This is a genomic window from Pseudomonas sp. PvP028, from assembly GCF_017832255.1.
Lineage (GTDB): Bacteria > Pseudomonadota > Gammaproteobacteria > Pseudomonadales > Pseudomonadaceae > Aquipseudomonas > Aquipseudomonas syringae.
In genome coordinates this window covers 3,115,030-3,141,127 of sequence record NZ_JAFIBL010000001.1, presented here as the reverse complement: position 1 = coordinate 3,141,127, position 26,098 = coordinate 3,115,030, and the positions used below count along the sequence as shown (strand labels likewise).

The window sequence follows — 26,098 nt, the reverse complement described above, 5'->3', positions numbered from 1 at the left end:
TGTTCAATGCCTCACGAAGGTCGGTCGCCAAGCCAGCGCATAGCGCTCCAGCGTGCGAATGATGGCGTCGATCACCAGGCCAAGGACGCTGTAGATCAACAGGCAGATAACGATTACATCAGTGCGCATGAAGTCCCGCGCATCACTGGCCAGATAACCGATGCCCGCGGTGGTGTTGATTTGCTCGACAAAGACCAGGGCCAGCCACGAAATACCCAGTGAATAGCGCAGCCCGACAAAAAACGCAGGCAACGAGCCGGGCAGGATGACGTGCCAGATCAGCTCGCGGCGGCTCAAGCCGAGCGTATTGGCAGCCTCAATGAGTTTCGGGTCGATATTGCGGATGCCGGAAAACAGGTTCAGGTACACCGGAAAGGTGGTGCCCATAACGATCAGCGCCACTTTGGTGAACTCGCCAATGCCGAACCAGAGGATGAACAGTGGCACCAGTGCCAGCGAGGGAATGGTGCGCAACATCTGCATGGGCGAGTCGAGAACGATTTCGCCGCGTCGGGAAAGCCCGGTCACCAGCGCAGCGACCACGCCGATGCTGACGCCAATGCTCAAGCCCAACAGTGCCCGTTGCAACGAAACCCACAAGTGATGGGCCAGTTCGCCCGAAACGATCATCGACCAGAGCGTACCGCCGATCTGCGACGGCGCGGCAATCACGCGGACGGGCAGCAGACCGGTTTGTGAAGCCAGCTCCCAGAGCAGCAACAGCACCAGCGGGCTGAGCAGACGCAAGACAAAACCCGGTACTTGCCAGCGCGGGCGAACCGATTGCGAGACGCGGCTCTGTTCGGGTTTTTTGACCACCAGAAAACCGGGGTCTGCGAGGTTCAGCGTTGTGTCAGACATGGGCACATCCTTCCTGGACAAACCGGGCAGGACGCACCCGATACATTATGAAGGCCATGCTATTAGCATAAGAACGCTGCGTGAAATTCGATTTAGACCTAAGCTAATAGTCAAAATATTTGATCAAACAAATAAATATAATGCATATTTTTTATAATTAACTTAGACCGAAATCGAATTTCACAGCGTCTGCCCCTTGCCTTTATGGTGCCTCTCGACAAGGTCGAACGGACCTCAACCATTGGCAGGAGTTTTCATGAGCATCGAATTCATTGGCTATATCGCCACGCAACCCGGTTCTGAAATTCACCCGCGCAGCGGCGCGGCCATCCAGCCCGACTACGTGAAGACCGTGGCCAAGGCTCATGAAGATGCCGGTTTTGATCGCGCGCTGATCGCCTACCACTCCAACAGCCCGGACAGCACGCTGGTCGCAGCGCATGCCGCCAGCGCCACCACCAAACTGAAGTTTCTGGTCGCCCATCGCCCCGGCTTCATCGCGCCCACGGTGGCCGCACGGCAGTTCGCGACGCTGGACGTGTTCAATGGCGGCCGCACTGCCGTGCATATCATCACCGGCGGTGACGACAAGGAACTGCGCGCCGACGGCAGCCATATCGGCAAGGACGAACGATACGCACGCAGCGACGAATACCTCAGCGTGGTGCGTCAGGAATGGACCAGCGACAAGCCGTTCGATCATAACGGCACCTACTACCAGCTTGAGGGTGCGCACTCGTTGGTCAAATCCCCACAGCAGCCACATATCCCTCTGTACTTCGGTGGTTCCTCGGCGGCGGCGATTGCTGTGGCGGGTAAACACGCCGATGTTTATGCATTGTGGGGCGAGACATACGAGCAGGTGCGTGACGTGGTGAAACAGGTCCGCGCCGAAGCCGGCAGACATGGGCGGACCATTCGTTTCAGCCTGTCATTGCGTCCGATTCTGGCAGAGACCGAGGAACAGGCCTGGGCACGTGCCGACAGTATTCTGGAAAAGGCCAAGGCCCTGGCAGACCGCAACGGCTTTGTACGTCGCGAACCGCCGAATGAAGGATCACGCCGCCTGCTGGCCGCTGCTGCACAAGGATCGCGCCTGGACAAGCGCCTGTGGACAGGCATCGCCGGCCTGCTCGGCGCACAGGGCAACTCGACCTCGCTGGTTGGCACCCCGGAACAGGTCGCTGAAGCGCTGCTGGATTACTACGATCTGGGGATTACCACCTTCCTGATTCGCGGCTTCGATCCACTGGAAGATGCCATCGACTACGGCAAGAAGCTGATCCCGCTGACCCGCGCATTGGTGGCGCAACGTGAACAGCAGGCTCGCGAACAGGTCGCCTGATTCAACCTATATCCTGCGGGCCGGTCTGACGCCCAACGCCAGACCGCCTGCCCGCAATGCGGTGTTCAGGCGGCTGCCGAGACCGGCTTGAGCGACCGAGCCACCAGTGTGCCAAAGGCTTCCACCGGCGCTTGCAGGTTACCGAGAAAGCGCGGGTAGAACAGCCACAAGTCCATTACCGGCTTGAAGTCCTTGAGCGGCAGCGCCACCAACTGCTCGCGGTGCGCGCTGCGTTCCAGCAGCGGACGGGGCACCAGGCCAAGCCCCATGCCGTCGGCCACCAGCCCGAGTTGCAGCTCGGTGCCGAAAGTTTCCAGATTGACCTTCATGCTCAAGCCCTGATCGGTCAGCGTGCGCTGCAAGCCTGCACGAAAACCGCAGCCGTCCGGATTAAGCACCCAGCCCTGCTCATAACAGTCCGCCAGCTTGCCGGGCTTTTTCGGGGCCAACCCCTTGGCGCAGACCACCACCAGCTCCATCTTGCCAATCGACTGACCAATGATGTTGTCTGGAAATATCTTGCCTGCCGGAAACAGCGCAGCCGCTGCATCCAGCTCGCCGTTTTCGATCTTGCCGATCAGGTGGCTGCCCCAACCGGTGCTGACCTGGGCGCGCAGATCGGGAAACTCCCCACGCAACTGCTTGAGCGCATCGAGCAGCACCACGTCACCGATGGTTTGCGGCACGCCCAGACGCAACAGACCGCTGGGCGGCGTGTCACTGGCCACCAGCTCGCGCAACGAATCCATCTCGCGCAGGATCGCCAGGCACTTCTGGTACACCTGAAGGCCCATCGGAGTCGGCTTGAGCGGTTTGGTATTGCGGTCGAACAGCTCGACCCCGAGGGCTTGCTCGAAATTCTGCACCCGACGCGTGATGGCGGGCTGGGTCAGGTCCAGCGATTCAGCGGCGTGGCTGATCGACTGGCAGCGGATGACTGCAACGAACGCATCGATATCATCAATTTTCATTCGGACCGCACATAAAAAAGAGATTAAACATAGGCAAAAAGCATAGTACCAGCAGGCGCTCATGGATAGCCCGAGCGTAGATTTCGCGAATTACGACAAACAAGTAAAAGACGTTTTCGTTATAACCTAATCATTAAAAAATAGCATATTAAATATCTATATTATGCTTATATCGAACCATTCCCTGACTTTGATCTGGAAATGGACATGACTCAGAACCGACACCCGGAGCGACTCGGGGCCTTTATCGATGCACTCACCGAACTGCTTGGCAGCGAGCCGCATGAAGGCGATCTGTTGCGCCGCGGCGGCAAGCTGCTGGCGCAACTGGTCAGCCACGATGACTGGCTGGCAGAAGAATTTACCGTACCCGACGCCAACCGCTATCAGCAATTTCTGCTGCATGCCGATCCACAGCAGCGTTTTTCGGTAGTCAGTTTCGTCTGGGGGCCGGGGCAACGCACCCCGATTCACGACCACCGCGTCTGGGGCCTGATCGGCATGTTGCGCGGCGCGGAAGATTCCCAAGGCTACCTTCGCAACGCGCAAGGGCACCTGGAAACCAGCGGCCCGGCGATTCGCCTGCAACCCGGCCAGGTCGAGGCGTTGTCACCGCACAGCAATGATGTCCATCAGGTCAGCAACGCCTTCAACGATCAGGTGTCGATCAGCATCCACGTTTACGGCGCCGATATCGGCACTGTGAAGCGTGCGGTCTATGACCTCGACGGCACCGAAAAACTGTTCATCTCCGGCTATTCGAACGCCGCCGCCACCGCCCATCAGGATCAGCCAACAGGGAGCCCGACCCCATGACCACACCTGCCACCCGATCATTCGCCGACATTCGCCAGGCCTTGCTGGACCGCCAGGAGCTGGCCTTGGTAGATGTCCGCGAAGAGGCCCCCTTTGCCCAGGCTCATCCGCTGTTTGCCGTGAACATCCCGCTGTCGAAGCTGGAGCTGGAGATTTTCTCCCGCATCCCGCGACGCGACACGGCCGTGACCCTTTACGACGATGGCGAAGGTCTGGCGCAGATCGCCCTGCAGCGCCTGCAGGCACTGGGCTACAGCGACGTGAAACTGCTCGACGGCGGCCTCCAGGGCTGGCGCGCGGCTGGTGGCGAGCTGTTCATCGACGTGAATGTGCCGAGCAAGGCGTTTGGCGAGCTGGTGGAGCATCACCGCGCCACCCCGTCGCTGGCCGCAGAAGAGGTCAAGCGCCTGATCGACAGCAATGCCGACGTGGTGGTGCTCGATGCCCGGCGCTATGACGAATACCAGACCATGAGCATTCCAGGCGGCATCAGCGTACCAGGCGCCGAACTGGTGCTGCGGGCACGTGAGCTGGCACCGGATCCCACTACTCGAATCATCGTCAATTGTGCCGGTCGCACGCGCAGCATCATCGGCACCCAGTCACTGGTCAACGCGGGCCTGCCCAATCCGATCAACGCACTGCGCAATGGCACCATTGGCTGGCTGCTGGCCGGCCAGACGCTGGACCATGGCCAGAACCGGCGTTTTGCGGCAGTCAGTGAAGAGACCCGCGAAACCGCCAGTGCCGATGCGCGCCAGGTGGCCGATCGCGCAAAGGTCAAACGAGCCAGCCGTGCTGATCTGCAACGCTGGCAAGCCGAGGCTTCACGTACCACTTACCTGTTCGATGTACGTACCCCGGAAGAGTTTGCCAAAGGCCACCTGCCCGGAGCGCGTTCCACACCGGGTGGGCAACTGGTGCAGGAAACCGATCATTTCGCCAGCGTCCGCGGTGCGCGAATCGCGCTGCTGGACGACGACGGCGTGCGCGCCAACATGTCGGCCTCCTGGCTGGCGCAGTTGGGCTGGGACGTGTCGGTGATTGATGACCTGGAGGCAGCGGATTTCAGCGAACAGGGCGACTGGGACGCACCCTTCCCGACGCCGCCGCAGGTCGAGGCGATCAGCGTCGAGACCCTTACTCAATGGCAGAAACAGGTAAACGTGGCGGTGCTGGATTTCACCGCCAGCGCCAACTATGTCAAACAGCATATCCCCGGTGCCTGGTGGACCTTGCGTGCCGACCTGAAGCAGGCGCTGGGCAAGCTGCCGGCAGCTGACCGCTATGTCTTGACCTGCGGCAGCAGCCGTCTGGCGCGCTTTGCCGTGGCCGACCTGGAAGCGTTGACCGACAAGCCGGTGTTTCTGCTCGAAGGCGGCACCGCCAGCTGGATCAAGGCCGGCCTGCCGCTGGAGCATGGCGAAAGCCGACTGGCCTCGCCACGCATCGATCGCTACCGCCGCCCGTACGAAGGCACCGACGCACCGCGCGAAGCCATGCAGGCGTATCTGGACTGGGAATTCGGCCTCGTGGAGCAGCTGGGACGTGACGGAACACACGGGTTTTATGTGATTTGATGCCGTTGAGTACACCGCGCAGCGCATTGGTACAAGCGCCAAGTGGGAGCGAGCTTGCTCGCGAAGAGGGCGCTACATTCAGTGCATTTTCTGCGTCTGGAACAGGGTCTTCGCGAGCAAGCTCGCTCCCACAAGGCTGCGTCCGACTCTAAAGGTGAGGCGTATTGGCATAAGCGTCAAAGGCTCATCAGGACTATTTATCACCCTATTGGAGACACACTTAAATGCTGCCTTTTTTCAAATCCACCCTGCCTTTTAAAACTCTGCTGCTCGGCGCGCTGCTCAGTGTGCTGGCAGGTCAGCAGGTGGTGGCTGCCGAGCAGGCGCCGCTGCTGGTCGCCAATCAGAAGTCGTTGCTGAAAACCCTGCTGCAGGTTTCCGGTGAGCTCAAGGACGTGCCTTACGAGATTCAGTTTTCCGAGTTTCCCGCAGCGGCGCCCTTGGGAGAGGCGCTGAATGCGGGCGCGGTGGATATCGGTGCGCTGGGTGATGCGCCCTATGTATTCGCTCTGGGTGCGGGAGCACCCTTGAAAGTGGTCAGCATCACCCACGCCCAAGGCCGCTTCACCACTGCGGTGCTGGTGCCGAAAAACTCGCCGATCAAGACCGTTGCCGACCTCAAGGGCAAGCGCATCATCACCGGACGCGGCTCCATCGGCCACTATCTGGCGATCCGCGCCTTGCATGAGGCCGGGCTGAAAACCAGTGATGTTACCTTCATCAATCTGCTGCCCAGCGAATCGCGTCTGCTGCTGGACAGTGGCGATGCCGACGCTTGGGCGACATGGGACCCGTACACCACGATCTCCATCACACAAAGCGACGCGCGGGTGCTGGTCAGTGGCAGCGAGCTGCTGAGCAACCATCTCTACCTTGCCGCAACCAGCAAGGCCATCGAAGGCAAACGCGCGCAACTGGATGATTTCGTTGCCCGTGTGGAGCGCGCTTTCAACTGGTCCAACGCCCATCCCGAGGAGTACGCGGAGGCCCAGGCGAAAGTCACCGGCCTGCCCCTGGCGGTGCACCTCGCAGTGGCCAAGGCGACGAAAATGCAGCGCACGCCGATTGATGACCAGATTGTCCAGGGCCTGCAAAACACTGCAGACACTTACTTGGCTGAAGGCATTCTAAGCAAACGGATCGACGTTTCGACAGGCTTCGACAAAAGCTTCAACGCGTCGCGCGCGCAGATCGCGCAGGCCACCGCTCAATAAACGCTGCGAAAAGGACCCCGCATGACACTCTCGACCCTGCGCCCTATCCCGCACCAGTTGCATGAAGCGCACGAGTCCGCCGAGGACTTCAGTAAACGGCTGGCAGAACTGACCGCAGCGCTGGCCGAAACCGCCGAGCAATACGATATCAGCGCGCAATTTCCCCATGCCAACTTCCAACTGCTGCACGCTCACGGCCTGCTTGGCCTGACGGTTCCGACCGCACTGGGCGGCGGCGGTGCCGACTTGCCCCGCGCTCAACAGGTGATCAGCGCGGTGGCCCAGGGAGAGCCGTCGACGGCGCTGATTCTGGTCATGCAATACCTGCAGCATTCGAGGCTGCAGGAGAACCGCAACTGGCCGAACCATCTGCGCGTGCAGGTGGCCGAACAGGCCGTGCGTGAGGGCGCGTTGATCAACGCTCTGCGCGTCGAGCCCGATCTGGGAACGCCCGCGCGGGGCGGCCTGCCAGGCACCATCGCACACCGCACCGCGCAAGGCTGGCGCATCAGCGGCAGCAAGATCTACTCCACCGGCAGCCACGGTCTGACCTGGTTTGCCGTATGGGCGCGCAGCGATGACGATGACCCGCTGGTGGGCAGCTGGCTGGTCCACAAGGACACGCCGGGCATCACCATCATTGAGGACTGGGACCATCTGGGCATGCGTGCAACCAGCAGTCACGAAGTCAGATTCGACAACGTGCTGGTGCCACTCGATCACGCCGTCAGCGTCAGCCCGTGGAGCGCACCGCAATCCGAGCTGGATGGATCAGGCCTGCTGTGGATGGCGGTGCTGCTGTCGTCGGTCTACGACGGCATCGCTCAATCCGCCCGCGACTGGCTGGTGCACTGGCTGGAACAGCGCACACCCTCCAACCTTGGCGCGGCGCTGTCGACCCTGCCGCGCTTTCAGGAAACCGTCGGGCAGATCGATACTCTGCTGTTCGCCAATCGCAGCCTGCTGCAATCGGCTGCTCACGGGCACACACCTGCCCAGCACGCCGGGCAGATCAAATACCTGGTAACCGGCAACGCCATCCGCGCGGTGGAGCTGGCCATTGAGGCTTCGGGGAATCCTGGACTGTCACGCAGCAACCCGTTGCAGCGCCACTACCGCAACGTCCTGTGCGGTCGGGTGCACACCCCACAGAACGATGCGGTGCTGGTGAACGTGGGCAAGGCGGCGTTTGCGGCACGCAGCAAAGACCAATAAGACGCGTCAGAGCAGTGACGGCGGCTCGAACGCCGTCACCGGCGGCAGGTCCTGATCCCATTTGACGATGTCCACCGATGCTGTCTGTGCTGAACAGCCCTGCGACAGGCTGGAGGCGCCCACATCTTCGGTGATCACATTCGGGTTGCCGTGTTTTTCCAGGCTGCCCCGCTCGCCATGCACCAGCGGGTCGAACCAGGCCCCGGTGGCAATCTGCACTACGCCGGGGCGAATGCCGTCCGACACGATCACCCCGGCCAGAAACGCGCCACGCTCGTTGAACACCTTGACCACATCGCCATCGACCAGTCCACGGGCGCGAGCATCCAGCGGATTAAGGGTCAGCGGCTCGCGCGCCTGAATTTTCGAGGAGCGACTGTAACTGCCGTGGTCGTACTGACTGTGCAAACGGGTTTTCGGTTGGTTGGACAACAGGTGCAGCGCGTGGGTCGGCGCAGGCTTTTCCAGCCACACCGGGTGACCGGGACAATCGGCATAGCCAAAGCCTGCGATGCGCTCGGAGAAAATTTCGATGCGCCCGGACGGCGTCGGCAACGGATGCGCGTCAGGGTCATGACGAAAGGATTCAAGCAGCACGTTGTCGGTGTGCGGGTAGTCTATTTCCAGTACACCGTCACGCCAGAACTGCTCGAACTCCGGCAGGGTGATGCCAAACGTTTCGGCCCGTTGCCGAGACTCGTCATAGATAAAGCGCAGCCATTCCCCCGCATCCCGACCTTCGGTAAACGCTTGTGCCACCCCCAGCCGTTCGGCCAGCGCGGCCAGAATCGAGTAGTCGTCACGCGACTCTCCCACGGGCTCGATCGCCTGCTGCATGGCGATCATGAAACGGTCGGAGGCCGAACTGCCGATGTCATTTCGCTCCAGGGCCGTGGTGGCCGGCAGCACGATGTCGGCATAGCGTGCCTGGGCTGTCCAGAACTGCTCGTGGACGATGATGGTTTGCGGCCGCTGCCACGCCTCCAGCAGCCGATTGAGGTCCTGATGGTGGTGAAAGATATTGCCACCCGCCCAGTACACCAGGCGAATGTCCGGGTACCTGCGTGGCTGCCCGTTGTAATCGAAGGGCGTCCCGGGGTTGAGCAACATGTCCGTCACCCGCGCGACCGGAATGAACGCCTTGACCGGGTTGCTGCCCTGGGAAAAGCGCGGCCCCGAGAACGCCTTGCGGCCACTGCCGGTGTTGTTCATGCAGCCATACCCCAGACCGAAACCGGCACCGGGCAAACCGATCTGCCCCAACAGCGCGGCCAGAGTCACGGTCATCCAGAACGGTTGCTCGCCATGTAGCGAACGCTGCAATGAATAGGCGACGTTGATCATGGTGCGCTTGTTGGCCATGCGTCGGGCCAGCTCGACAATCTGCTGCGCAGGAATATCGGTCAGCGCCTCGGCCCAGCGCGGGTCTTTCGGCTGGCCATCGGTGTGGCCCAGCAGGTACTCGCGAAAACGCGCATAGCCCACGGTATAGCGCTGGACGAAATCCTCGTTGTGCAGCCCTTCGCTGATCAACACCCAGGACAGCGCCATCATCAACGCCGTGTCGCTGCCGGGACGTACCGCCAGCCACTGGTTATGCGTCGGGCCAACCAGATCGTCACGCAGCGGGCTGACATTGACGAACTGCACGCCCGTATCGGACATACGCTGTAGCGCGTCGCCCAGCAGATGGTCGCTGGCACCACCGGGGCTGGTCTGGGCATTCTTGGCGGGCAAGCCACCGAACGCGACGAACAGCTCGCAATGCTCGGCCAGGTTTTTCCAGGAGGTATGCGCCGCCAGCAGCCAGTCCATGTTGCCGACGATGTGCGGCATCAGTACCCGCCCGGCACCCAGACTGTAGCTGTCGGTGCTGAACACATAACCGCCGATGCAGTTAAGGAAGCGATGCAACTGGCTTTGCGCGTGATGAAAACGCCCCGCGCTGCCCCAGCCATAGCTGCCGCCGAAAATAGCCTGATTGCCGTGCTCGTGCCGGACTCGCTGCAACTCGCTGGCGACCAGATCCAGCGCGACCTCCCAGGAAACCTCGACGAACGGCTCCTGACCACGCAGATCCGGCCGTCCACCGGCCTGCTGAAGAAAACTGCGGCGTATCGCCGGGCGTCTGATGCGGGTCGGTGAGGTAATGGCCTCGGCAACCGAATCGCCGATCGGAGACGGGTCCTTATCCCATTCTGCCGGCAGCAGCCCGGTCAGCTTGCCGTCCTCGACCTGTGGACGGTAAGCGCCCCAATGCAATGATGTGAAACTCATGGTGATGGCTCCCGGATAGCGCAGTGGCAGGCAGTCGGTCAGCGCACTGCTTGCGCCTGATCGGCCAGCGCGGCACTGAACGACTCGTCAAACACGCTGGCAGCAGGATAACGCTTGGTCAGCCCAGCGTTGTTGAAGAAATCGATGGTCTGCTGCGCACCGGCCACCACTTGCGCAGTGATCGGCACGACCACTACCTGAGCACGGGAAAACCAGCGGCGTGCTACCTCGGCATCGGCCTTGGTCAGCGCGGCCCAGGCGTTGGCATAGCGTTCATTGTGCTGCGGATCGCTGACCGACCAGGCGCGGGCGGCCTGCAGGCGTTGCAGGAAATCGCTGATCTGCGCACGCTTGTCCTTGATGGCCTGATCGTTGGCGACGATGAAGCTTTGCGCCGGAATCAAGCCCTCGGCAGTCGCGATAATCCGCGCGCCCTGTCGTTCCTGTTGAGTGACGTAGGGTTCCCAGGTAGCAATCGCATCCACCGAACCGCCGTCCAGCGCATGGGAAGAATCCAGTGCGCTGAGGTAGCGATAGTCAACGGCATCGCGGGCGACACCTGCCTTGTCCAGTGCAGTGAGCATCAGTTGCTGGCTGAACGAACCTTTCCAGATGGCGACCTTCTTGCCCGCCAGATCCGCCACGGTCTTGATTGGCGAGTCCTTGCGCACAACGATGGCAACGCCGTCGAGGTTCTGTCGCGACACACCGATGACCTTGATCGGAGCCCCCAGCGCGCCCATGAACAGCGCAGGCGAATCACCCAGCAAGCCAATATCCAGGCTGCCGACGTTCAAGGCCTCGGCGACCGGCGAGCCTGCGGTGAACTGCTTCCATTCCAGTTCGTAAGGCAGATCCTTGAGCACCCCGGCGGCTTCCATCACGGTACGGGCGCTGTAGCTCTGATCGCCGACCATCAGATTGACCGCCTGGGTATTGAGCGAGGCCACAAGGCTCAGCACCAGCCCCTTCAGCAAGCGTTGGCTCCAGCGGACGAGGGTCGTTGGCACAGGTAGGTTCTCCACAGGCATTGGGCAAATCGAAATGATCGGCAACGACCCTAACACCCGAACAAAAATTAGCTAAATTCATTTTTGTTCTAGCCTAAGATGCAAATTAATCATCAATAGATCGAGTGCCAGCCTGCTTCAAGCTTGCCGATCATTCAGTTCGAGACCTGATTCCAGACGCTCGCGCAGGAACTCGATGAATGCCTGCACCGGTCGCGACGCCTGTCGGTGTTGCGGATAAACCGCTGACAGCGTCAACGGCTCGGGACGCAGGTCATCCAGCACCCGGACCAGGCTGCCCTCGCGCAGCGCCGCGCCGACAATGAAGGTCGGCAAATAGGTGATGCCCAGCCCGGCAATGGCTGATTCCCTCAGCAACTCGCCATTGTTGGCGCGCATGCGCCCGCTGACGTTGAGCGTCAACGGCTTGTCCTGCCCTTGAAAACGCCATTGCGCCTGACGGCTGTGGCCATAGGGCAGGCAATCATGGGTGTGCAGGTCTTCGGGCTTTTGTGGTGTGCCGCGCTCGGCCAAGTATGCCGGGCTGGCGCAGTACACCCGGTCGATCGAGGCAATGCGCCGGGCGATCAGACTGGAGTCTTCCAGCACCCCGATACGCAGCACCACGTCGTAGCCTTCGCTGATCACATCCACCGGACGGTCACTCAGGTCCACCTCCACCGCCACCTCGCGATAGCGCTGCAAAAACAGCGGCAGCAGGCACGCCAGGTGCGTAACGGCAAACGACAGCGGCGCACTCACGCGCAGGGTGCCGCGCGGTTCGTTGTTCTGCCCGGTGATGCCCTGCTCCACCTGCTCCAGCTCGGCGAGCAGACGCAGAGCCGACTCGTAGTAACTCTGCCCCAACGGCGTGATATCCAGACGTCGCGTCGAGCGGTTGAGCAGGCGTACGCCCAGACGCTCCTCCAGTTGCATCAGGCGACGACTGACGAACTGCTTGGACAGGCCCAACTTGTCGGACGCGGCGGTCAGGCTGCCGGACTCCATTACCTGGCAGAACATGCGCATGTCTTCAAAAGGGTTCATGTATTGCGACCTGATCAAGCGCTAATGGCGTTCGACAGAGCGTAACGCAGCGTTGACTACTGTCAACCTCAGAGAGACAGTCATTCATATTTCAGCTACTTATTGCGACAGTCGATAAGCCGTACTCTTCGTCCTACGTGATCGATTGCTGAATGTGCAGCGTCGATAGATGGAGAAAGAATCATGCTGACTCTTCGCAAAGCCTCTGATCGTGGTACAGCCGACCATGGCTGGTTGAAATCCTTTCACACCTTTTCCTTTGCCGGCTATCGCAACCCGCAGGAACAGGGCTTTTCCGACCTGCTGGTGATCAACGACGACCGTGTCAGTGCAGGCAAAGGCTTCGGCCAGCATCCTCATCGGGACATGGAGATCTTTTCCTATGTGCTGGAAGGCGCGCTGGAACACAAGGATACGCTGGGCACTGGCTCGGTGATTCGTCCCGGTGACGTGCAATTGATGAGCGCCGGTACCGGTGTGGCGCACAGCGAGTTCAACCACTCGCGCACCGAGGGCGTGCATTTTCTGCAGATCTGGATCGTGCCGAATGTTGCAGGCGCGGCGCCCAACTACCAGGAAAAGCATTTCAGCCCCGAGCAGAAACGCGGTCGCTTGCAGTTGATCATTTCGCCGGAAGGCGAGAACGGTGCGCTCAAGGTGCGCCAGGACGCTCGCGTGTATGCCGGCCTGTTCGATGGCGATGAAACCGCCACCCTGGAGCTGGCAGCCAACCGCTATGCCTACGTGCACGTTGCCCGTGGCAGCGTGGTGCTCAATGGCGAGCAACTGGGTGAAGGGGATGGCGTGCGTGTACGCGACGAACAGACGCTGAGCCTGAGCGCAGGGGTTGACGCAGAGGTGTTGGTGTTCGACATGCGGCCAAATGAATTGCCGCAGATGCCTTGAGCCTGAAACGAAAAAACGCCGCTCTTAATAGAGCGGCGTTCTTTTATATAACGTTAAAAACCCGTGACGTTAAAACATCTGGCTTAAAACGCACAAACAAAAACGCCGCTCTGTTGAGCGGCGTTTTTGTGAATTTGGAGCGGGAAACGAGACTCGAACTCGCGACCCCGACCTTGGCAAGGTCGTGCTCTACCAACTGAGCTATTCCCGCAATATGGCGTCCCCTAGGGGACTCGAACCCCTGTTACCGCCGTGAAAGGGCGGTGTCCTAGGCCACTAGACGAAGGGGACACTGCCTGAAACACCATGGTGTGTGTTTCAGTTCCAGACATCATCCGAAGACGTGTTCTGGTTTCACTCAACCCTGCCCTAAGGCAAAGCTGCTTAAAATTGGAGCGGGAAACGAGACTCGAACTCGCGACCCCGACCTTGGCAAGGTCGTGCTCTACCAACTGAGCTATTCCCGCAATGGCGTCCCCTAGGGGACTCGAACCCCTGTTACCGCCGTGAAAGGGCGGTGTCCTAGGCCACTAGACGAAGGGGACACACGTACAACATTCACTACTTATTTGCGCTACGCTGTGTGCTTTACGCTGTAAGTGGCGCGCATTCTATGGATGGATTGAGGGGTCGTCAACCCCCATGTGAAAATTTATTGAAATCAATAACTTCGATGCCGTTCGGAGGATGACCGACCGTCGCCAGGCGCGCGGCTGATCAATCTTCCCTCATCTATATAGAAGAGATGCCGACAAACTCCGAGAGGGACATCTATGCGCAGTAGTGCTTAGCCACTACACTCGCACTAAAACTAATTGAACGAATGAGGTTTGCACAGTGACTCCACTCATGATCACGCTGATGGTAGTAGCAGGTATCGCACTGCTCATCGCGATCGGCTACCTGAATCACGTCGCTGAAAACGGCAAACTGGAGAAGGCTCGCACCAAGGTCGAACTCGGGGATCGCCTGCGTCGCTGCAGCGAGATCACCGAAGTGTTCCCGGGCCAGCTGATGTCCCCCGCCTTGAAGCTGTTGCTGGCGCGGCTGGAGCTGAACGTCGTGCAGCGCATGCTGAACATGGAGAAAGGCAACGCTCAGCTCAAGCACCGCATTGGCGAACTGGAAGAGCAGATTGCCAAGGGCGAAGGCATCGAGATACCCAACCCGGTCACACCGATCCAGACCGAAGCCAAGGCCAAGGACGTGCGTTTTCTGCTGGAAGCCCTGCACGGTCAGGTGACGCGCGCTGCGCATGACGGTTTTCTGCAGACCAGCGAAGCGAAACACTGGATTCGTGAAATCCGCACGATCCTGGTCAACCTGCACATCGAATTTTTCAACAACCTTGGCCAGACCGCACTTTCCCAGGATCAGCCAGGTCAGGCACGCCTGGCATTCGAACGCGGCGTACAGTACTTGCGCAACCAGCCGGACCCGGTCACTTATCAACAGCAACTGCTGGCGATGGAAAAACAGCTGGCCCGCGCCAACTCGGTGGTACTGACCAACACCGCACCGACCGAAGACGACGACAACGAACTGACCGAAGGCCTGAAGCAGGACGACACCGAATCGGAATGGAAGAAGAAAGTCATCTACGATTGATGACTGCCCCGCCGCTGCCGGAATTGTGCGCCGGGCAGCGGCAGGCCGACCGGCTCAGCAGTCGGTCGATGCCAGAAAGATAGCCGCAAGACGCTCGATCCCTGCCTGATCCTCCTCGTTGAAACGCCCCACACTCGGACTGTCCAGGTCCAGCACACCGATCAGACGCCCCTCCTTGATCAATGGCACTACCAACTCGCTGTTCGATGCACTGTCGCAGGCAATATGTCCGGGAAATTCGTGAACGTCCTGGACGCGCTGGGTTTGCCGACTCTGCGCGGCCGCCCCGCAAACGCCGCGGCCGAAAGGGATGCGTACACAGGCGATCTGCCCTTGAAACGGCCCCAGCACCAGTTCTTCGTTACGATTGAGGTAAAAACCCGCCCAGTTCAGATCATCGAGCTGGGTGTAGAGAAACGCCGAAAACTGCGCCGCATTGGCGATGAAATCGCGCTCATCGGCCAGCAGTGCCTCAAGTTGTGCGGCCAGCAGGCCGTAGCCGTCCAGGCCCGCGCCGGTATTTTGCAGATCAATCATGTGTGTTGCTCCAACAATTCAAGTCCTACCCAGTAACGTGCAAATTGATAGGCGCAGCGGCCATTGCGATTGCCACGCGCGGTTGCCCAGCGAATCGCGGCTTTTTCCAGGTTTTCGTCACGCTGCCACTGCAATCCGGCTTTTTGCGCCAATTGCGTGATCCAGTGTTCGACCACGTTCAGATAATGTTCCTGAGTGAACGGATAGAACGACAGCCATAGCCCGAACCGGTCAGATAAGGCGATCTTGTCTTCGACGGCCTCACTGGGGTGCAGTTCGCCGTCAACGTGTTTCCAGTCAACGTTGTCACTTTCCTTCTCGGGCACCAGATGCCGACGATTGGAGGTTGCATACAGCAGCACGTTGTCAGGCGCCTGCTCCAGCGAGCCGTCGAGCACACTCTTCAGCACGCGATAATCACCCTCGCCCGACTCGAACGACAGGTCATCGCAGAACAATACGAAACGCTGCGGCAGCTTGTGCAGTTGTTCGACCACACGCGGCAAGTCGCCCAGGTGATCGCGTTCGATCTCGATCAGACGCAGCCCGGCCGGGGCGTACTCGGCCAGCAGCGCGCGGATCAAGGATGACTTGCCGGTGCCGCGCGAACCCCAGAGCAAAGCGTGGTTGGCAGGCAGTCCTTCGATAAACTGGCGGGTATTGCGCCCCAATTGATCGCGCTGCAGGTCGACGCCGATCAGATCGGTCAGGCGTGTATCCAGGCTTACTTGCAACGGCATCAGGTAACCGCTGCGCCCTTCTTGCACCCAGCGCGCGGCGAGAGCCTGCGACCAGTCGACCGGCTCGCGCAGCGCTGGCAGCAAGGGCTCCAGTCGAGCCAGCACGGCGTCGGCGCGCTGCAGAAAAGCATCCAACCGAGAATCCACGGGATCTCCTTATATTTAACTGATTAGTCAGCAGTGCCGATCAGCTATGCTTGGCCGGCACCGGGCACCAGAAGTGGCAGTACTCATGGATATATCGCTCAAAAACAGGCTGTCGTTCAAGCAGGCACGCCTGGCTGTATTGATCGGCTTCGTGCTGGGGACCTTGCTGAGCCTGTTTCAGATTGCGATCGATTATGCCAGCGAAGACGCTTCCATCAATCGAGAAATCAAGTCGCTGCTGGAAATCATCCAGAACCCGGCATCGCGCATCGCCTACAACATCGACTCCGAGCTGGCCCAGGAACTCACACTCGGCCTGCTGCGCTCCCCTGCCGTGGTCAGCGCCAGGCTTACCGACAACAACGACGCCGTGCTCTCCAGCGTCGAGCGCCCAATGGCCACCGGGCGTTATCGGGTGTTGAGTGACTGGCTATTCGGCGAAAGCCGGCAGTTTCAGGAAAAGCTGCACCTCAATCACCTGCCCAATGAAACCATCGGCACACTGTACCTGACCGTGGACACCTTCGCGTTCGGCAGCCATTTTCTGCAACGCGCTGAAATCACCCTGCTCAACGGCTTCGTCCGCAGCCTGGCGCTGGCCGGGATTCTGACCATCCTGTTTTACGCGACCCTGACCAAGCCGCTGGTGAGAGTGATCCGCGAATTGAGCAGTCGCGATCCGCGTAACCCTGACCAAGGCAAAATCACCTGCCCGCCCTACCATGCCCAGGATGAAATCGGTGTGCTGGTCGAGACGTTCAACCGTCAGTTTGAAACCATGAGCAGCGAGTTTTCCAGGCGCCGCGCGGCCGAGGACCGGCTGACCGACCATCTCAACGAACTGGAAAACATCGTCTCGGCGCGCACCAACGAGCTCAAGGCCAGCAACCTGCGCCTGCGCGAGTCCAATGAGGAACTGCAGATAGCACGCAGCACGGCGCTGGACATGGCCCATGCGCGCTCGGCGTTCCTGGCGCACATGAGCCATGAGATTCGTACACCGCTCAACGGTCTGCTGGGCATGCTGGCGCTGTCGCTGGACAGTCCGCTGGGTGCCGAACAACGCCAGCAGCTAATGATCGCCCACGACTCCGGCAAGGTGCTGGTCGAGCTGCTCAACGATATTCTCGACATGTCCAAGTTCGATGCCGGCCACCTGGAGATCGAGCGTATTCCTTTCGACCTGGGGATGCTGATCGAGGACACCGCCAATCTGCTGTCGCAGAACGCAGCCCCCAGCGTGGAGCTGACCTGCCTCATCGCGCCGGACTTCCCGGCCATGGTCACCGGCGATCCGACCAGGGTGCGTCAGATCGTCAGCAATCTGCTGTCCAACGCCCTCAAGTTCACCCGTTTCGGGCGCGTGGATGTGCGTCTGACTCATCATCGGGACGCCAGCTCCGGTGAAAACCGCGTGCGCATCGAAGTCCGCGATACCGGCATCGGCATTGCGCAGGACGCCCAGACCAGAATCTTCCAGCCGTTCACCCAGGCTGAAACCGCCATCACCCGCCAGTACGGCGGCACCGGGCTGGGCCTGGCGCTGACCAACAACCTCTGCGAGGCCATGAATGGCACGTTGAGCATCCAGTCGCAGTCCGGTTTCGGCAGCCAGTTCTGCGCCGAGCTGCCGCTGCCGGTCCACGTGCCTGCGGTCACTCAGACCCCGCTCAAGGGCCGTGTGACGGTGGTCAGCTCGGCAGGCAGCGGCCTGGTGGAGCTGCTTGGCAGCCTGCTGCCGTTCTGGGGGGTCGACCTCAAGCGACGCAGCATCGACGATCGCCCGGAAGCAGTGGACCTCGACGGCAGTCCTGATCTGGTGATTACCGACTGCCCCGAGTGCCTGTTTGCCATTCGCCCCACGACGCCCGTGCCGATCCTGCTGGTGACCGCCTATGGCAACTTCATGCCTGGCGAACAGGTTGCCGCCCTGGCCCCGCTGCAACAGCAGGCCCGACCACTGGCGCGCAATGCGCTTTACCACACGCTGCGGCGCATACTGGGTCAGGAAGAAACGGGGCTCAAGGACACGCAGGCGCTCGAACACACTGCGCCACGTCTGGCGCGGGTGTTACTGGTGGAGGACAACCCGGTCAATCAACTGGTCGCCAAGGGCATCCTCGGCAAGCTGGGTTGCGAAGTGATCATCAGCAGCCACGGCGGCGAAGCCCTGGAACAGCTGGAGCAAGGCCATTTCGACCTGGTATTGATGGACTGCAACATGCCGGTCATGGACGGCTATGAAGCCAGCCGCCAGATCCGCAGCAGTGGCCGCTGGCCGAACCTGCCGATCGTTGCCCTTACCGCCAATGCCATGCCCGATGAACGCGAGCGCTGCAAGGCGGCAGGCATGAATGACTATCTGGCCAAGCCGTTCCGGCGTGCCGAACTGGTCAGCATTCTGGATCAGTGGATACCCATTACCGGTATCGACTGAAGGCTCAGCGCAGCAGCGCCTCGATCTCGCCCGTCAGTTCCTCAGGCTTGGTCAATGGCGCGAAACGCTTGACCAGCCGACCATCCTGGCCAATCAGGAACTTGGTGAAATTCCACTTGATGCGCTCCGTACCCAGCAACCCCGGAGCCTGCTGCTTGAGCTGCACGAACAGCGGATGGGCCTGCTCGCCGTTCACATCGATCTTCTTGAACAGCGGGAAGCTGACGCCATAGTTCAGCTCGCAAAACCCGGAAATCGCCCCCTCGTCGCCTGGCTCCTGCTTGCCGAACTGGTTGCAGGGAAAGCCCAGCACCACCAACCCCTGATCCCGGTAATCCTGCCAGAGCTTCTCCAGCCCCTTGTATTGAGGGGTGAAGCCACATTTGCTGGCCGTGTTGACCACCAGCAACGCCTTGCCGGAAAAATCAGCGAGGGTTTTCTGTTCGCCCTTGATCGTCGTGACCGGGATGCTCAGCAGGTTTTCACTCATCAAAGGAGGCCTCGATACTGGAATTGGAACAGGGCGGTGGCTGAATCTGCAGGGCGTTCAGGCGCGCGGCACCAGATCCAGGCATACCGAATTGATGCAATAACGCAGTCCGGTAGGTGGCGGTCCATCCGGGAACACGTGGCCTAGGTGCGCATCACATTTGGCGCAGACCACTTCAGTACGAATCATGCCGTGGCTCATATCGCGAACCTCGATCACTGCACTGCCCTCGAGCGGCGCATAGAAGCTGGGCCAGCCGCAGCCTGAATCAAACTTGGTGGTGGAATCGAACAGCGGCTCATGGCAGCAGATGCATTCGTAGATACCGTCTGTCTTTGTCCCGTTGTACTTGCCGGAGAACGGCCGCTCGGTGCCTTTCAGACGACAGACGTTGTACTGCTCCGGGTCGAGCATCTGCTTCCACTCTTCCCGCGTTTTTTCCAACTTGTCCACAGGTACACCTCCGAATTCGAAAAACCCTGATCTGTACCTTTTCCGCAGATCAGGTGGCACGTATCATTGCGCCAGGTCAGACGTCAGTCTGGCACCCGCGTTTGTCGTACACAAACCCATTTTCATGGCGAATGTAGCGACCTTCATTGCAAGCCGGCGACAGCTCGTCCATTTTCGGGATCATCACCATGCAGTTCAACAAATCGAACAAGCTCGCAAACGTCTGCTATGACATTCGCGGGCCAGTGCTCAAGCACGCCAAACGCCTGGAAGAGGAAGGCCATCGCATCCTCAAGCTGAACATCGGCAACCCGGCGCCGTTTGGTTTCGAGGCGCCGGACGAAATTCTGCAGGACGTGATCCGCAACTTGCCGACTGCGCAGGGCTACAGCGACTCCAAGGGCCTGTTCAGCGCCCGCAAGGCGGTGATGCAGTATTACCAGCAGAAGCAGGTCGAAGGTGTCGGCATCGAAGACATCTACCTGGGCAACGGCGTGTCCGAGCTGATCGTGATGTCGATGCAGGCGTTGCTCAACAATGGCGACGAAGTGCTGGTTCCGGCCCCTGACTACCCGCTGTGGACCGCTGCTGTCGCCTTGTCCGGTGGCAGCCCGGTGCATTACCTGTGCGACGAGCAGGCCAACTGGTGGCCTGATCTTGAAGACATCAAGGCCAAGATCACCCCGAACACCAAGGCCATGGTCATCATCAACCCGAACAACCCGACAGGTGCGGTGTACTCGCGCGAAGTACTGCTGGGCATGCTGGAACTGGCCCGCCAGCATAATCTGGTGGTGTTCTCCGACGAAATCTACGACAAGATCCTGTATGACGACGCAGTGCACATCTGCACCGCCTCGCTGGCGCCGGACCTGCTGTGCCTGACCTTCAATGGCCTGTCCAAGTCGTATCGGGTTGCGGGCTTCCGTTCCGGCTGGATCGCCATTTCCGGGCCGAAACACAACGCGCAGAGCTACATCGAAGGCATCGACATTCTGGCCAACATGCGCCTGTGTGCCAACGTACCGAGCCAGCACGCCATCCAGACCGCGCTGGGCGGCTATCAGAGCATCAACGACCTGATTCTTCCTCCTGGCCGTCTGCTGGAACAGCGCAACCGCACCTGGGAGCTGCTCAACGACATTCCCGGTGTCAGCTGCGTGAAGCCGATGGGCGCGCTGTATGCGTTCCCGCGCATTGACCCGAAGGTCTGCCCGATCCTCAACGACGAGAAGTTCGTCCTCGACCTGCTGCTGTCCGAGAAGCTGTTGGTGGTCCAGGGCACGGCGTTCAACTGGCCATACCCTGACCACTTCCGCGTCGTAACCCTGCCCCGCGTCGATGAGCTGGAGCAGGCCATTGGCCGCATCGGTAACTTCCTCAAGAGTTATCGGCAGTAAACAGCCACAGCCCTCCCGCCTGACCTCTCTGCCCCGACCCGCTCGGGGCAGTTTATTTCTGCGTGCCTGAAACATCATGAGCGCCCTGCCACAAACGCTTCAGGCATCGACCGCTCTGGCTCAGGCGCCGTTCAGCCTTGCGGGATTACCATTGATTGCGACAAGAGGACACAGTTTGAAATAGTCCCTCTGTTGAATAGCAGCAAGCATCACCTTATATACCCGGCATCGAGTTACATATTTACCTGAGGAGAACGTTTCGACCATGATGCGCATTTTGCTGTTTTTGGCCACTAACCTTGCGGTCGTGCTGATTGCCAGCATCACCCTGAGCCTTTTTGGCTTCAATGGGTTCATGGCGGCCAACGGGGTTGATCTGAACCTCAATCAGCTGCTGGTTTTCTGCGCTGTGTTCGGTTTCGCGGGCTCGCTGTTCTCGCTGTTCATCTCCAAGTGGATGGCGAAGATGAGCACCGGTACTCAGATCATCAGCCAGCCTCGCACTCGCCATGAGCAATGGTTGCTGCAGACCGTTGAACAACTGTCCCGCGACGCGGGCATCAAGATGCCGGAGGTCGGTATTTTCCCAGCGTACGAAGCCAACGCGTTTGCCACGGGCTGGAACAAGAACGATGCCCTGGTTGCGGTCAGCCAGGGCCTGCTCGAGCGCTTTTCGCCGGATGAGGTGAAAGCCGTACTGGCGCACGAGATCGGCCACATTGCCAATGGCGACATGGTGACGCTGGCGCTGGTGCAGGGCGTGGTGAACACCTTCGTGATGTTCTTCGCCCGCATCATCGGTAATTTCGTCGACAAGGTGATCTTCAAGACTGAAAACGGTCAGGGCATCGCTTACTACATCACGACGATCTTCGCCGAGCTGGTACTGGGCTTTCTGGCCAGCGCCATCGTCATGTGGTTCTCGCGCAAACGCGAATTCCGCGCTGACGATGCCGGTGCACGACTGGCGGGTACGAGTGCAATGATCGGCGCGCTGCAACGCTTGCGTTCCGAACAGGGCGTCCCGGTGAACATGCCTGACAGCCTGACCGCCTTCGGTATCAATGCCGGTCTCAAGAAGGGCCTCGCCGGCCTGTTCATGAGCCACCCGCCGCTGGAGCAACGCATCGAGGCCCTGCGCCGCCGCGGTTGAATCAGATGGTCGCACCCACGCTCCGCGTGAGACGCTGGTTTTTCTTTGTCAGGGGAAATGAAGTTCGACTCAGGTCACCTTTTCGCCCCTCGGCGACCTACTTTGATGGGGCCAAAGTAGGCAAATCCCCTCGCTCCTGTTTCCGGCCCGACTTCGTCGGGTTCCTTCGCCCCGTCACTAATCCGGGGGTCGCTGCAACGGGCCATCCATGGCCCGGTGCAGCTAACTCGGCGTCCTGCCGAGTTACCCCCGGATCAGCGCCATGACTCAGCCGTCACTTACGTCGCACCCTGCGTCGTCAGTGCCATCGCGATAAAAAAGCGCTTTTATGTGCAGTGGCTATGGACAAGCCATGACGTTGTGCTGCCTCCCAGAATTGACTCAATGCACATCCACGGAAGTGAGAGTCGGGAGGCTTGCGCGCTCAGAGTTACACACGTTCCAACACATAAACATGCTCATCCATACGCTCCAATCCGGCCTTCAACCCCTTGGCACTGCTGTGCAGCGTATCCTGCCCACCAACCTTGGTGACCTCCCAGTTCCCTGACATGACCCTGTGCAGCCATGTTTGCGGGACGGAGAATGGCGGGCCTTCGAGCAGGGCCTGGTCGTATTCCAGGGTAATCAGCAAACCGCTGCACGTCCGCGGCATCAGCGCTTCAAGGTGCTGCACATAGCGTTCACGCATGTCCGCTGGCAAGGCGATCATCGCGGCGCGGTCGTAAAACGCCGCGCAATGACCGATATCGCGCGCAGTCAGCGCGAAGAAATCACCGCACCAGATTTCGATACCCGGCGCTGCATAAACCTTGAAGTCGCCCTGCGACGTAATCTGCGGCTGCTCACCACGCTCGGTGAAATAGCTCCCCACCGCTGCCTCGGAAAGCTCGCCGCCCACCACGTGATACCCCTTTCCCCTCAGCCAGCTCATGTCCTGGCTCTTGCCACATAACGGCACCAGAACCCGCGCTCCCGGAACAACATTCAGCGAGGACCAATATTGTTGCAGGTCCTTATTGACCTCTGACTGGTGAAAGCCGATCTGCCCGGCACTCCAGCGCTGCAGCCAAAAATCCGCCTGCATGAAACCTCCTGAAAATTCGATAAAAAAGCGCCAGAACTTATATTAGATTTAGATCATAAAAATGACCGACTATGAGTCATCCCACTATTCTGGAGCTTTAAATGTTCCCCAGCCTGTTTATTTCCCATGGCTCCCCCATGCTGGCGCTGGAACCCGGCGAAAGCGGCCCGGCTCTGAAGCGACTGGCTGCCAGCCTGCCCCGGCCTCGCGCCATCGTGATGGTGTCTGCCCACTGGGAAAGCCATGAGCTGATCGTCAACGGCAACCCACAACCCGAGACATGGCATGACTTCGGCGGCTTTCCGCCCCAACTGTTTGCAGTGCAGTACCCGGCGCAAGGGCTGCCGGAACTGACGCGCAAGGTGGTTGAACTGCTTGCCGCCAGCGACCTGCCTGCACGCATCGACAGCAGACGTCCCTTCGACCACGGCGTCTGGGTGCCTTTGTCGCTGATGTACCCGGACGCCGATATTCCGGTGGTGCAGGTTTCGCTGCCCAGCCGCCAGGGGCCGGAATTACAGACCCGCGTGGGCCGGGCACTGGCCAGCTTGCGTGAACAGGGTGTGCTGATCATCGGTTCAGGCAGCATCACGCACAACCTGCGTGACCTTGACTGGAACGCCGGCCCCGACAGTATCGAGCCCTGGGCTGCCGCGTTTCGCGACTGGATGATCGACAAACTGCAAAACGACGACGAAGCCGCACTGCACCACTACCGCAGCCTCGCCCCTCACGCGGCCCGTGCGCACCCCAGTGACGAGCACCTGCTGCCGCTGTATTTCGCACGCGGCGCTGGCGGTGTTTTCGGCATTGCCCATCAGGGCTTCACCATGGGCGCACTCGGGATGGATATCTATCGGTTCGGGTGAAGCCAATAGCGCCAACCTGCCTGAATCCAAGGCAAAAAAATCCCCGAACCAGTCGGGGATTTTTTATTGGCCGATCAGCTCAAGAGCAGATCAGTCTTCGCGATAGCGACGCAGCTTGAGCTGCTTGCCAGCAACGCGGGTGTCCTTGAGCTTGGTCAGCAGACGCTCAAGACCATCTTCCGGCAGTTCAACCAGGCTGAAGCTGTCACGAACCTGGATACGGCCGATCGCTTCGCGGGCCAGGCCGCCTTCGTTGAGAATGGCACCCAGCAGGTTCTTGGCAGCGATACCATCACGCGCACCCAGCGCGGTACGGCAACGAGCACGGCCTTCGGCCAATGGAACCGGCGCACGACGCTCACGCTCAGGACGATCACCACGGTCGCTGCTGCGCTCTGGACGATCACCGCGTGGGGCGTTGTTCGGAACCAGTGGACGCTCGCGCTCGATGGCTGCCAGGGTCAGTGCCTGACCGTTGGTAGCCTTGCGCAGCAGTGCAGCGGCAAGAGCGCGAGGGCTGCAGCCGATGTCGGCAGTCAGACGATCGAGCAGATCACCGTGAGTCGATTCGGCATCGGCGACCAGCGGCGACAGGCTGTTGGTCAGTTTCTTGATGCGCGCATCCAGAACGGCCTGGGCATCCGGCAGGCGGACTTCCGCAACCTTCTGACCGGTAACACGCTCGATCACTTGCAGCATGCGGCGCTCACGAGGCGTCACCAGCAGCAGTGCGCGACCTTCGCGACCGGCACGACCGGTACGGCCGATACGGTGAACGTAGGACTCTGGATCGTAAGGCATGTCCACGTTGAATACGTGAGTGATACGCGGAACGTCAAGACCACGGGCAGCAACGTCGGTCGCCACAACGATGTCCAGACGGCCATCCTTGAGGGATTCGATAACGCGCTCGCGCTGGTTCTGGGCGATGTCGCCGTTCAGTGCGGCAGCCTTGTAGCCTTTGGCTTCAAGGGCGCTGGCCAGATCCAGGGTCGCCTGCTTGGTGCGGACGAACATGATCAGGGCATCGAAGTCTTCGACTTCCAGCAGGCTCAGTACAGCCGAGGTCTTCTGGTCAGCGTGAACCAGCAGGTGAGCCTGTTCGATCGCGGTAACAGTCTGGGTCTTGGTCTGGATCTTGACGTGCTTCGGATCACGCAAATGGCGCTCAGCGATGGCACGGATCGACTGCGGCAAAGTAGCCGAGAACAATACGGTTTGCTTGGTTTCCGGCATGGCCTTGAAGATAACTTCGAGGTCGTCCATGAAGCCCAGCTTGAGCATTTCGTCCGCTTCGTCGAGAACCAGGTGGTTCACGGTCGCCAGGACTTTCTCGTCACGACGCAGGTGGTCGCAGAGACGGCCCGGGGTAGCGACGACGATCTGTGCGCCATTACGGATAGCCTTGAGCTGAGGGCCCATCGGCGCGCCGCCGTAGACCGCTACAACGGTCACGCCCGGCATTTGTTTTGCGTAGGTCTCGAACGCGGTGGCAACCTGAAGTGCCAGTTCGCGGGTCGGGGCCAGGATCAGTGCTTGCGGCTCGCGCTTGCTCGGGTCGATCCGATGCAGGATAGGCAGTGCGAAAGCGGCGGTTTTACCCGTACCGGTTTGCGCCTGACCGATCATGTCGTGGCCGGCCATGATGATCGGGATCGACTGCTGCTGAATGGCCGACGGCTCTTCGTAGCCAGTGGCGATAACGGCTGCGAGGATATTTGGATGAAGTTCAAAAGCGGCGAAGCCGCCGAATTCCTGGGTCATGGGTCTGCCTCTAGTGCATCCGCAAAGACCCATGCTCCAAAGCTGCGCGTGCCGTGTACGACCCTAAAGTCACCCTGGCTGCTTTGTCGGCGGGGATTTGCGAAAACGTTTGATGAATGGATCGCCTAGGATAGTCCGCAGAGCGAACAAGCAGCCGAAGCTGGCTTCGGG

General features: G+C 60.2%; 22 protein-coding genes and 4 tRNA genes. 11 read left to right on the top strand and 15 right to left on the bottom strand.

Features of this window, described 5'->3' with window-relative positions; genetic code table 11:
* Positions 1–3 precede the first annotated feature (3 nt).
* Positions 4–861, bottom strand: a complete 858-nt coding sequence (locus JOE34_RS13905) for an ABC transporter permease subunit (protein ID WP_003424785.1) — start codon at positions 859–861, stop codon at positions 4–6.
* A gap of 256 nt (positions 862–1,117) precedes the next feature.
* Between JOE34_RS13905 and JOE34_RS13900 the strand changes: the two genes are divergently transcribed.
* Positions 1,118–2,206, top strand: coding sequence for an LLM class flavin-dependent oxidoreductase (locus JOE34_RS13900; RefSeq protein ID WP_017278344.1), 1,089 nt, complete (start codon positions 1,118–1,120; stop codon positions 2,204–2,206).
* Between the two features lie 65 nt (positions 2,207–2,271).
* Here JOE34_RS13900 and JOE34_RS13895 read toward each other — a convergent pair whose 3' ends face one another.
* Entirely contained in the window at positions 2,272–3,177 is a 906-nt protein-coding gene (locus JOE34_RS13895; protein ID WP_003393841.1) for a LysR family transcriptional regulator, read from the bottom strand.
* 207 nt (positions 3,178–3,384) lie between these two features.
* On the opposite strand from JOE34_RS13895, the gene JOE34_RS13890 reads away from it, so the two are divergent.
* From JOE34_RS13890 to JOE34_RS13875, 4 genes are all read left to right on the top strand, one after another.
* Positions 3,385–3,993: a hypothetical protein gene (locus JOE34_RS13890; protein WP_003342648.1), complete on the top strand. Its 609-nt coding sequence runs from the start codon at positions 3,385–3,387 to the stop codon at positions 3,991–3,993.
* Positions 3,990–5,573: a rhodanese-related sulfurtransferase gene (locus JOE34_RS13885; protein WP_074952154.1), complete on the top strand. Its 1,584-nt coding sequence runs from the start codon at positions 3,990–3,992 to the stop codon at positions 5,571–5,573. The genes JOE34_RS13890 and JOE34_RS13885 overlap by 4 nt, the downstream gene beginning before the upstream one ends.
* A gap of 224 nt (positions 5,574–5,797) precedes the next feature.
* Complete coding sequence (locus JOE34_RS13880) at positions 5,798–6,787, top strand: ABC transporter substrate-binding protein (protein WP_209995981.1); 990 nt, start codon at positions 5,798–5,800, stop codon at positions 6,785–6,787.
* A 21-nt stretch (positions 6,788–6,808) separates the two neighbouring features.
* Positions 6,809–8,002: an acyl-CoA dehydrogenase family protein gene (locus JOE34_RS13875; protein ID WP_122219752.1), complete on the top strand. Its 1,194-nt coding sequence runs from the start codon at positions 6,809–6,811 to the stop codon at positions 8,000–8,002.
* 6 nt (positions 8,003–8,008) lie between these two features.
* Here the strand turns inward: JOE34_RS13875 and JOE34_RS13870 are convergent, their stop codons facing one another.
* The 3 genes from JOE34_RS13870 to JOE34_RS13860 all read right to left on the bottom strand — a co-directional run bounded on the left by JOE34_RS13870 (position 8,009) and on the right by JOE34_RS13860 (position 12,336).
* A complete protein-coding gene (locus JOE34_RS13870) occupies positions 8,009–10,279 on the bottom strand; it encodes a molybdopterin guanine dinucleotide-containing S/N-oxide reductase (protein WP_122219753.1) in 2,271 nt (756 codons plus the stop codon).
* Between the two features lie 38 nt (positions 10,280–10,317).
* A complete protein-coding gene (locus tag JOE34_RS13865; RefSeq protein ID WP_209995979.1) occupies positions 10,318–11,310 on the bottom strand; it encodes an ABC transporter substrate-binding protein in 993 nt (330 codons plus the stop codon).
* Positions 11,311–11,427: 117 nt separating this feature from the next.
* Complete coding sequence (locus JOE34_RS13860) at positions 11,428–12,336, bottom strand: LysR family transcriptional regulator (RefSeq protein ID WP_010422322.1); 909 nt, start codon at positions 12,334–12,336, stop codon at positions 11,428–11,430.
* Between the two features lie 183 nt (positions 12,337–12,519).
* On the opposite strand from JOE34_RS13860, the gene JOE34_RS13855 reads away from it, so the two are divergent.
* Positions 12,520–13,242: a pirin family protein gene (locus tag JOE34_RS13855; protein WP_024664224.1), complete on the top strand. Its 723-nt coding sequence runs from the start codon at positions 12,520–12,522 to the stop codon at positions 13,240–13,242.
* Between the two features lie 135 nt (positions 13,243–13,377).
* On the opposite strand, the gene JOE34_RS13850 is transcribed toward JOE34_RS13855, so the two are convergent.
* From JOE34_RS13850 to JOE34_RS13835, 4 genes are all read right to left on the bottom strand, one after another.
* Positions 13,378–13,453 (bottom strand) — tRNA-Gly (locus tag JOE34_RS13850).
* A 4-nt stretch (positions 13,454–13,457) separates the two neighbouring features.
* Positions 13,458–13,533 (bottom strand) — tRNA-Glu (locus tag JOE34_RS13845).
* A 100-nt stretch (positions 13,534–13,633) separates the two neighbouring features.
* Positions 13,634–13,709 (bottom strand) — tRNA-Gly (locus tag JOE34_RS13840).
* A gap of 2 nt (positions 13,710–13,711) precedes the next feature.
* Positions 13,712–13,787 (bottom strand) — tRNA-Glu (locus JOE34_RS13835).
* Between the two features lie 304 nt (positions 13,788–14,091).
* On the opposite strand from JOE34_RS13835, the gene JOE34_RS13830 reads away from it, so the two are divergent.
* Complete coding sequence (locus JOE34_RS13830; RefSeq protein WP_004416847.1) at positions 14,092–14,850, top strand: hypothetical protein; 759 nt, start codon at positions 14,092–14,094, stop codon at positions 14,848–14,850.
* Between the two features lie 54 nt (positions 14,851–14,904).
* Here JOE34_RS13830 and JOE34_RS13825 read toward each other — a convergent pair whose 3' ends face one another.
* Both JOE34_RS13825 and JOE34_RS13820 read right to left on the bottom strand, forming a co-directional pair.
* Positions 14,905–15,387 carry a GAF domain-containing protein gene (locus JOE34_RS13825; RefSeq protein WP_016568678.1) on the bottom strand — a complete coding sequence of 161 codons (483 nt, stop codon included), beginning with the start codon at positions 15,385–15,387 and terminating at the stop codon, positions 14,905–14,907.
* On the bottom strand, positions 15,384–16,274 hold the full coding sequence (locus JOE34_RS13820; RefSeq protein ID WP_003314690.1) for an ATP-binding protein: 891 nt from the start codon (positions 16,272–16,274) through the stop codon (positions 15,384–15,386). Before JOE34_RS13820 ends, JOE34_RS13825 begins: the two co-directional genes overlap by 4 nt.
* 85 nt (positions 16,275–16,359) lie before the next feature.
* Between JOE34_RS13820 and JOE34_RS13815 the strand changes: the two genes are divergently transcribed.
* On the top strand, positions 16,360–18,711 hold the full coding sequence (locus JOE34_RS13815) for an ATP-binding protein (RefSeq protein ID WP_024664589.1): 2,352 nt from the start codon (positions 16,360–16,362) through the stop codon (positions 18,709–18,711).
* A gap of 4 nt (positions 18,712–18,715) precedes the next feature.
* Here the strand turns inward: JOE34_RS13815 and JOE34_RS13810 are convergent, their stop codons facing one another.
* The gene (locus JOE34_RS13810; RefSeq protein ID WP_003418059.1) at positions 18,716–19,201 is read right to left on the bottom strand and encodes a glutathione peroxidase; all 486 of its coding nucleotides are present in this window, start codon (positions 19,199–19,201) and stop codon (positions 18,716–18,718) included.
* Positions 19,202–19,258: 57 nt separating this feature from the next.
* Positions 19,259–19,654 (bottom strand): peptide-methionine (R)-S-oxide reductase MsrB, encoded by a 396-nt coding sequence (gene msrB, locus JOE34_RS13805; RefSeq protein WP_010422258.1) that lies wholly within the window; start codon positions 19,652–19,654, stop codon positions 19,259–19,261.
* A 188-nt stretch (positions 19,655–19,842) separates the two neighbouring features.
* On the opposite strand from msrB, the gene JOE34_RS13800 reads away from it, so the two are divergent.
* Positions 19,843–21,054 (top strand): pyridoxal phosphate-dependent aminotransferase, encoded by a 1,212-nt coding sequence (locus JOE34_RS13800; protein ID WP_046266072.1) that lies wholly within the window; start codon positions 19,843–19,845, stop codon positions 21,052–21,054.
* Between the two features lie 265 nt (positions 21,055–21,319).
* A complete protein-coding gene (gene htpX / locus JOE34_RS13795; protein WP_161421310.1) occupies positions 21,320–22,207 on the top strand; it encodes a protease HtpX in 888 nt (295 codons plus the stop codon).
* Positions 22,208–22,637: 430 nt separating this feature from the next.
* On the opposite strand, the gene JOE34_RS13790 is transcribed toward htpX, so the two are convergent.
* Positions 22,638–23,294 carry a thiopurine S-methyltransferase gene (locus tag JOE34_RS13790; protein WP_046266052.1) on the bottom strand — a complete coding sequence of 219 codons (657 nt, stop codon included), beginning with the start codon at positions 23,292–23,294 and terminating at the stop codon, positions 22,638–22,640.
* 101 nt (positions 23,295–23,395) lie between these two features.
* On the opposite strand from JOE34_RS13790, the gene JOE34_RS13785 reads away from it, so the two are divergent.
* Positions 23,396–24,163, top strand: a complete 768-nt coding sequence (locus JOE34_RS13785; protein ID WP_003393803.1) for a class III extradiol ring-cleavage dioxygenase — start codon at positions 23,396–23,398, stop codon at positions 24,161–24,163.
* Positions 24,164–24,253: 90 nt separating this feature from the next.
* Here JOE34_RS13785 and JOE34_RS13780 read toward each other — a convergent pair whose 3' ends face one another.
* Positions 24,254–25,960 carry a DEAD/DEAH box helicase gene (locus tag JOE34_RS13780; RefSeq protein WP_170855933.1) on the bottom strand — a complete coding sequence of 569 codons (1,707 nt, stop codon included), beginning with the start codon at positions 25,958–25,960 and terminating at the stop codon, positions 24,254–24,256.
* Between the last annotated feature and the right edge of the window lie 138 nt (positions 25,961–26,098).

Coding starts and splice junctions, on each gene's coding strand:
- JOE34_RS13785 (WP_003393803.1), top strand. CDS start 23,396: ATGTTCCCCAGCCTGTTTATTTCCCATGGCTCCCCCATGCTGGCGCTG.
- JOE34_RS13865 (WP_209995979.1), bottom strand. CDS start 11,310: ATGCCTGTGGAGAACCTACCTGTGCCAACGACCCTCGTCCGCTGGAGC.
- JOE34_RS13800 (WP_046266072.1), top strand. CDS start 19,843: ATGCAGTTCAACAAATCGAACAAGCTCGCAAACGTCTGCTATGACATT.
- JOE34_RS13895 (WP_003393841.1), bottom strand. CDS start 3,177: ATGAAAATTGATGATATCGATGCGTTCGTTGCAGTCATCCGCTGCCAG.
- JOE34_RS13780 (WP_170855933.1), bottom strand. CDS start 25,960: ATGGGTCTTTGCGGATGCACTAGAGGCAGACCCATGACCCAGGAATTC.
- JOE34_RS13905 (WP_003424785.1), bottom strand. CDS start 861: ATGTCTGACACAACGCTGAACCTCGCAGACCCCGGTTTTCTGGTGGTC.
- JOE34_RS13860 (WP_010422322.1), bottom strand. CDS start 12,336: ATGAACCCTTTTGAAGACATGCGCATGTTCTGCCAGGTAATGGAGTCC.
- JOE34_RS13890 (WP_003342648.1), top strand. CDS start 3,385: ATGACTCAGAACCGACACCCGGAGCGACTCGGGGCCTTTATCGATGCA.
- JOE34_RS13815 (WP_024664589.1), top strand. CDS start 16,360: ATGGATATATCGCTCAAAAACAGGCTGTCGTTCAAGCAGGCACGCCTG.
- JOE34_RS13885 (WP_074952154.1), top strand. CDS start 3,990: ATGACCACACCTGCCACCCGATCATTCGCCGACATTCGCCAGGCCTTG.
- JOE34_RS13870 (WP_122219753.1), bottom strand. CDS start 10,279: ATGAGTTTCACATCATTGCATTGGGGCGCTTACCGTCCACAGGTCGAG.
- JOE34_RS13880 (WP_209995981.1), top strand. CDS start 5,798: ATGCTGCCTTTTTTCAAATCCACCCTGCCTTTTAAAACTCTGCTGCTC.
- JOE34_RS13875 (WP_122219752.1), top strand. CDS start 6,809: ATGACACTCTCGACCCTGCGCCCTATCCCGCACCAGTTGCATGAAGCG.
- JOE34_RS13810 (WP_003418059.1), bottom strand. CDS start 19,201: ATGAGTGAAAACCTGCTGAGCATCCCGGTCACGACGATCAAGGGCGAA.
- JOE34_RS13825 (WP_016568678.1), bottom strand. CDS start 15,387: ATGATTGATCTGCAAAATACCGGCGCGGGCCTGGACGGCTACGGCCTG.
- htpX (WP_161421310.1), top strand. CDS start 21,320: ATGATGCGCATTTTGCTGTTTTTGGCCACTAACCTTGCGGTCGTGCTG.
- JOE34_RS13790 (WP_046266052.1), bottom strand. CDS start 23,294: ATGCAGGCGGATTTTTGGCTGCAGCGCTGGAGTGCCGGGCAGATCGGC.
- JOE34_RS13830 (WP_004416847.1), top strand. CDS start 14,092: ATGATCACGCTGATGGTAGTAGCAGGTATCGCACTGCTCATCGCGATC.
- JOE34_RS13855 (WP_024664224.1), top strand. CDS start 12,520: ATGCTGACTCTTCGCAAAGCCTCTGATCGTGGTACAGCCGACCATGGC.
- JOE34_RS13900 (WP_017278344.1), top strand. CDS start 1,118: ATGAGCATCGAATTCATTGGCTATATCGCCACGCAACCCGGTTCTGAA.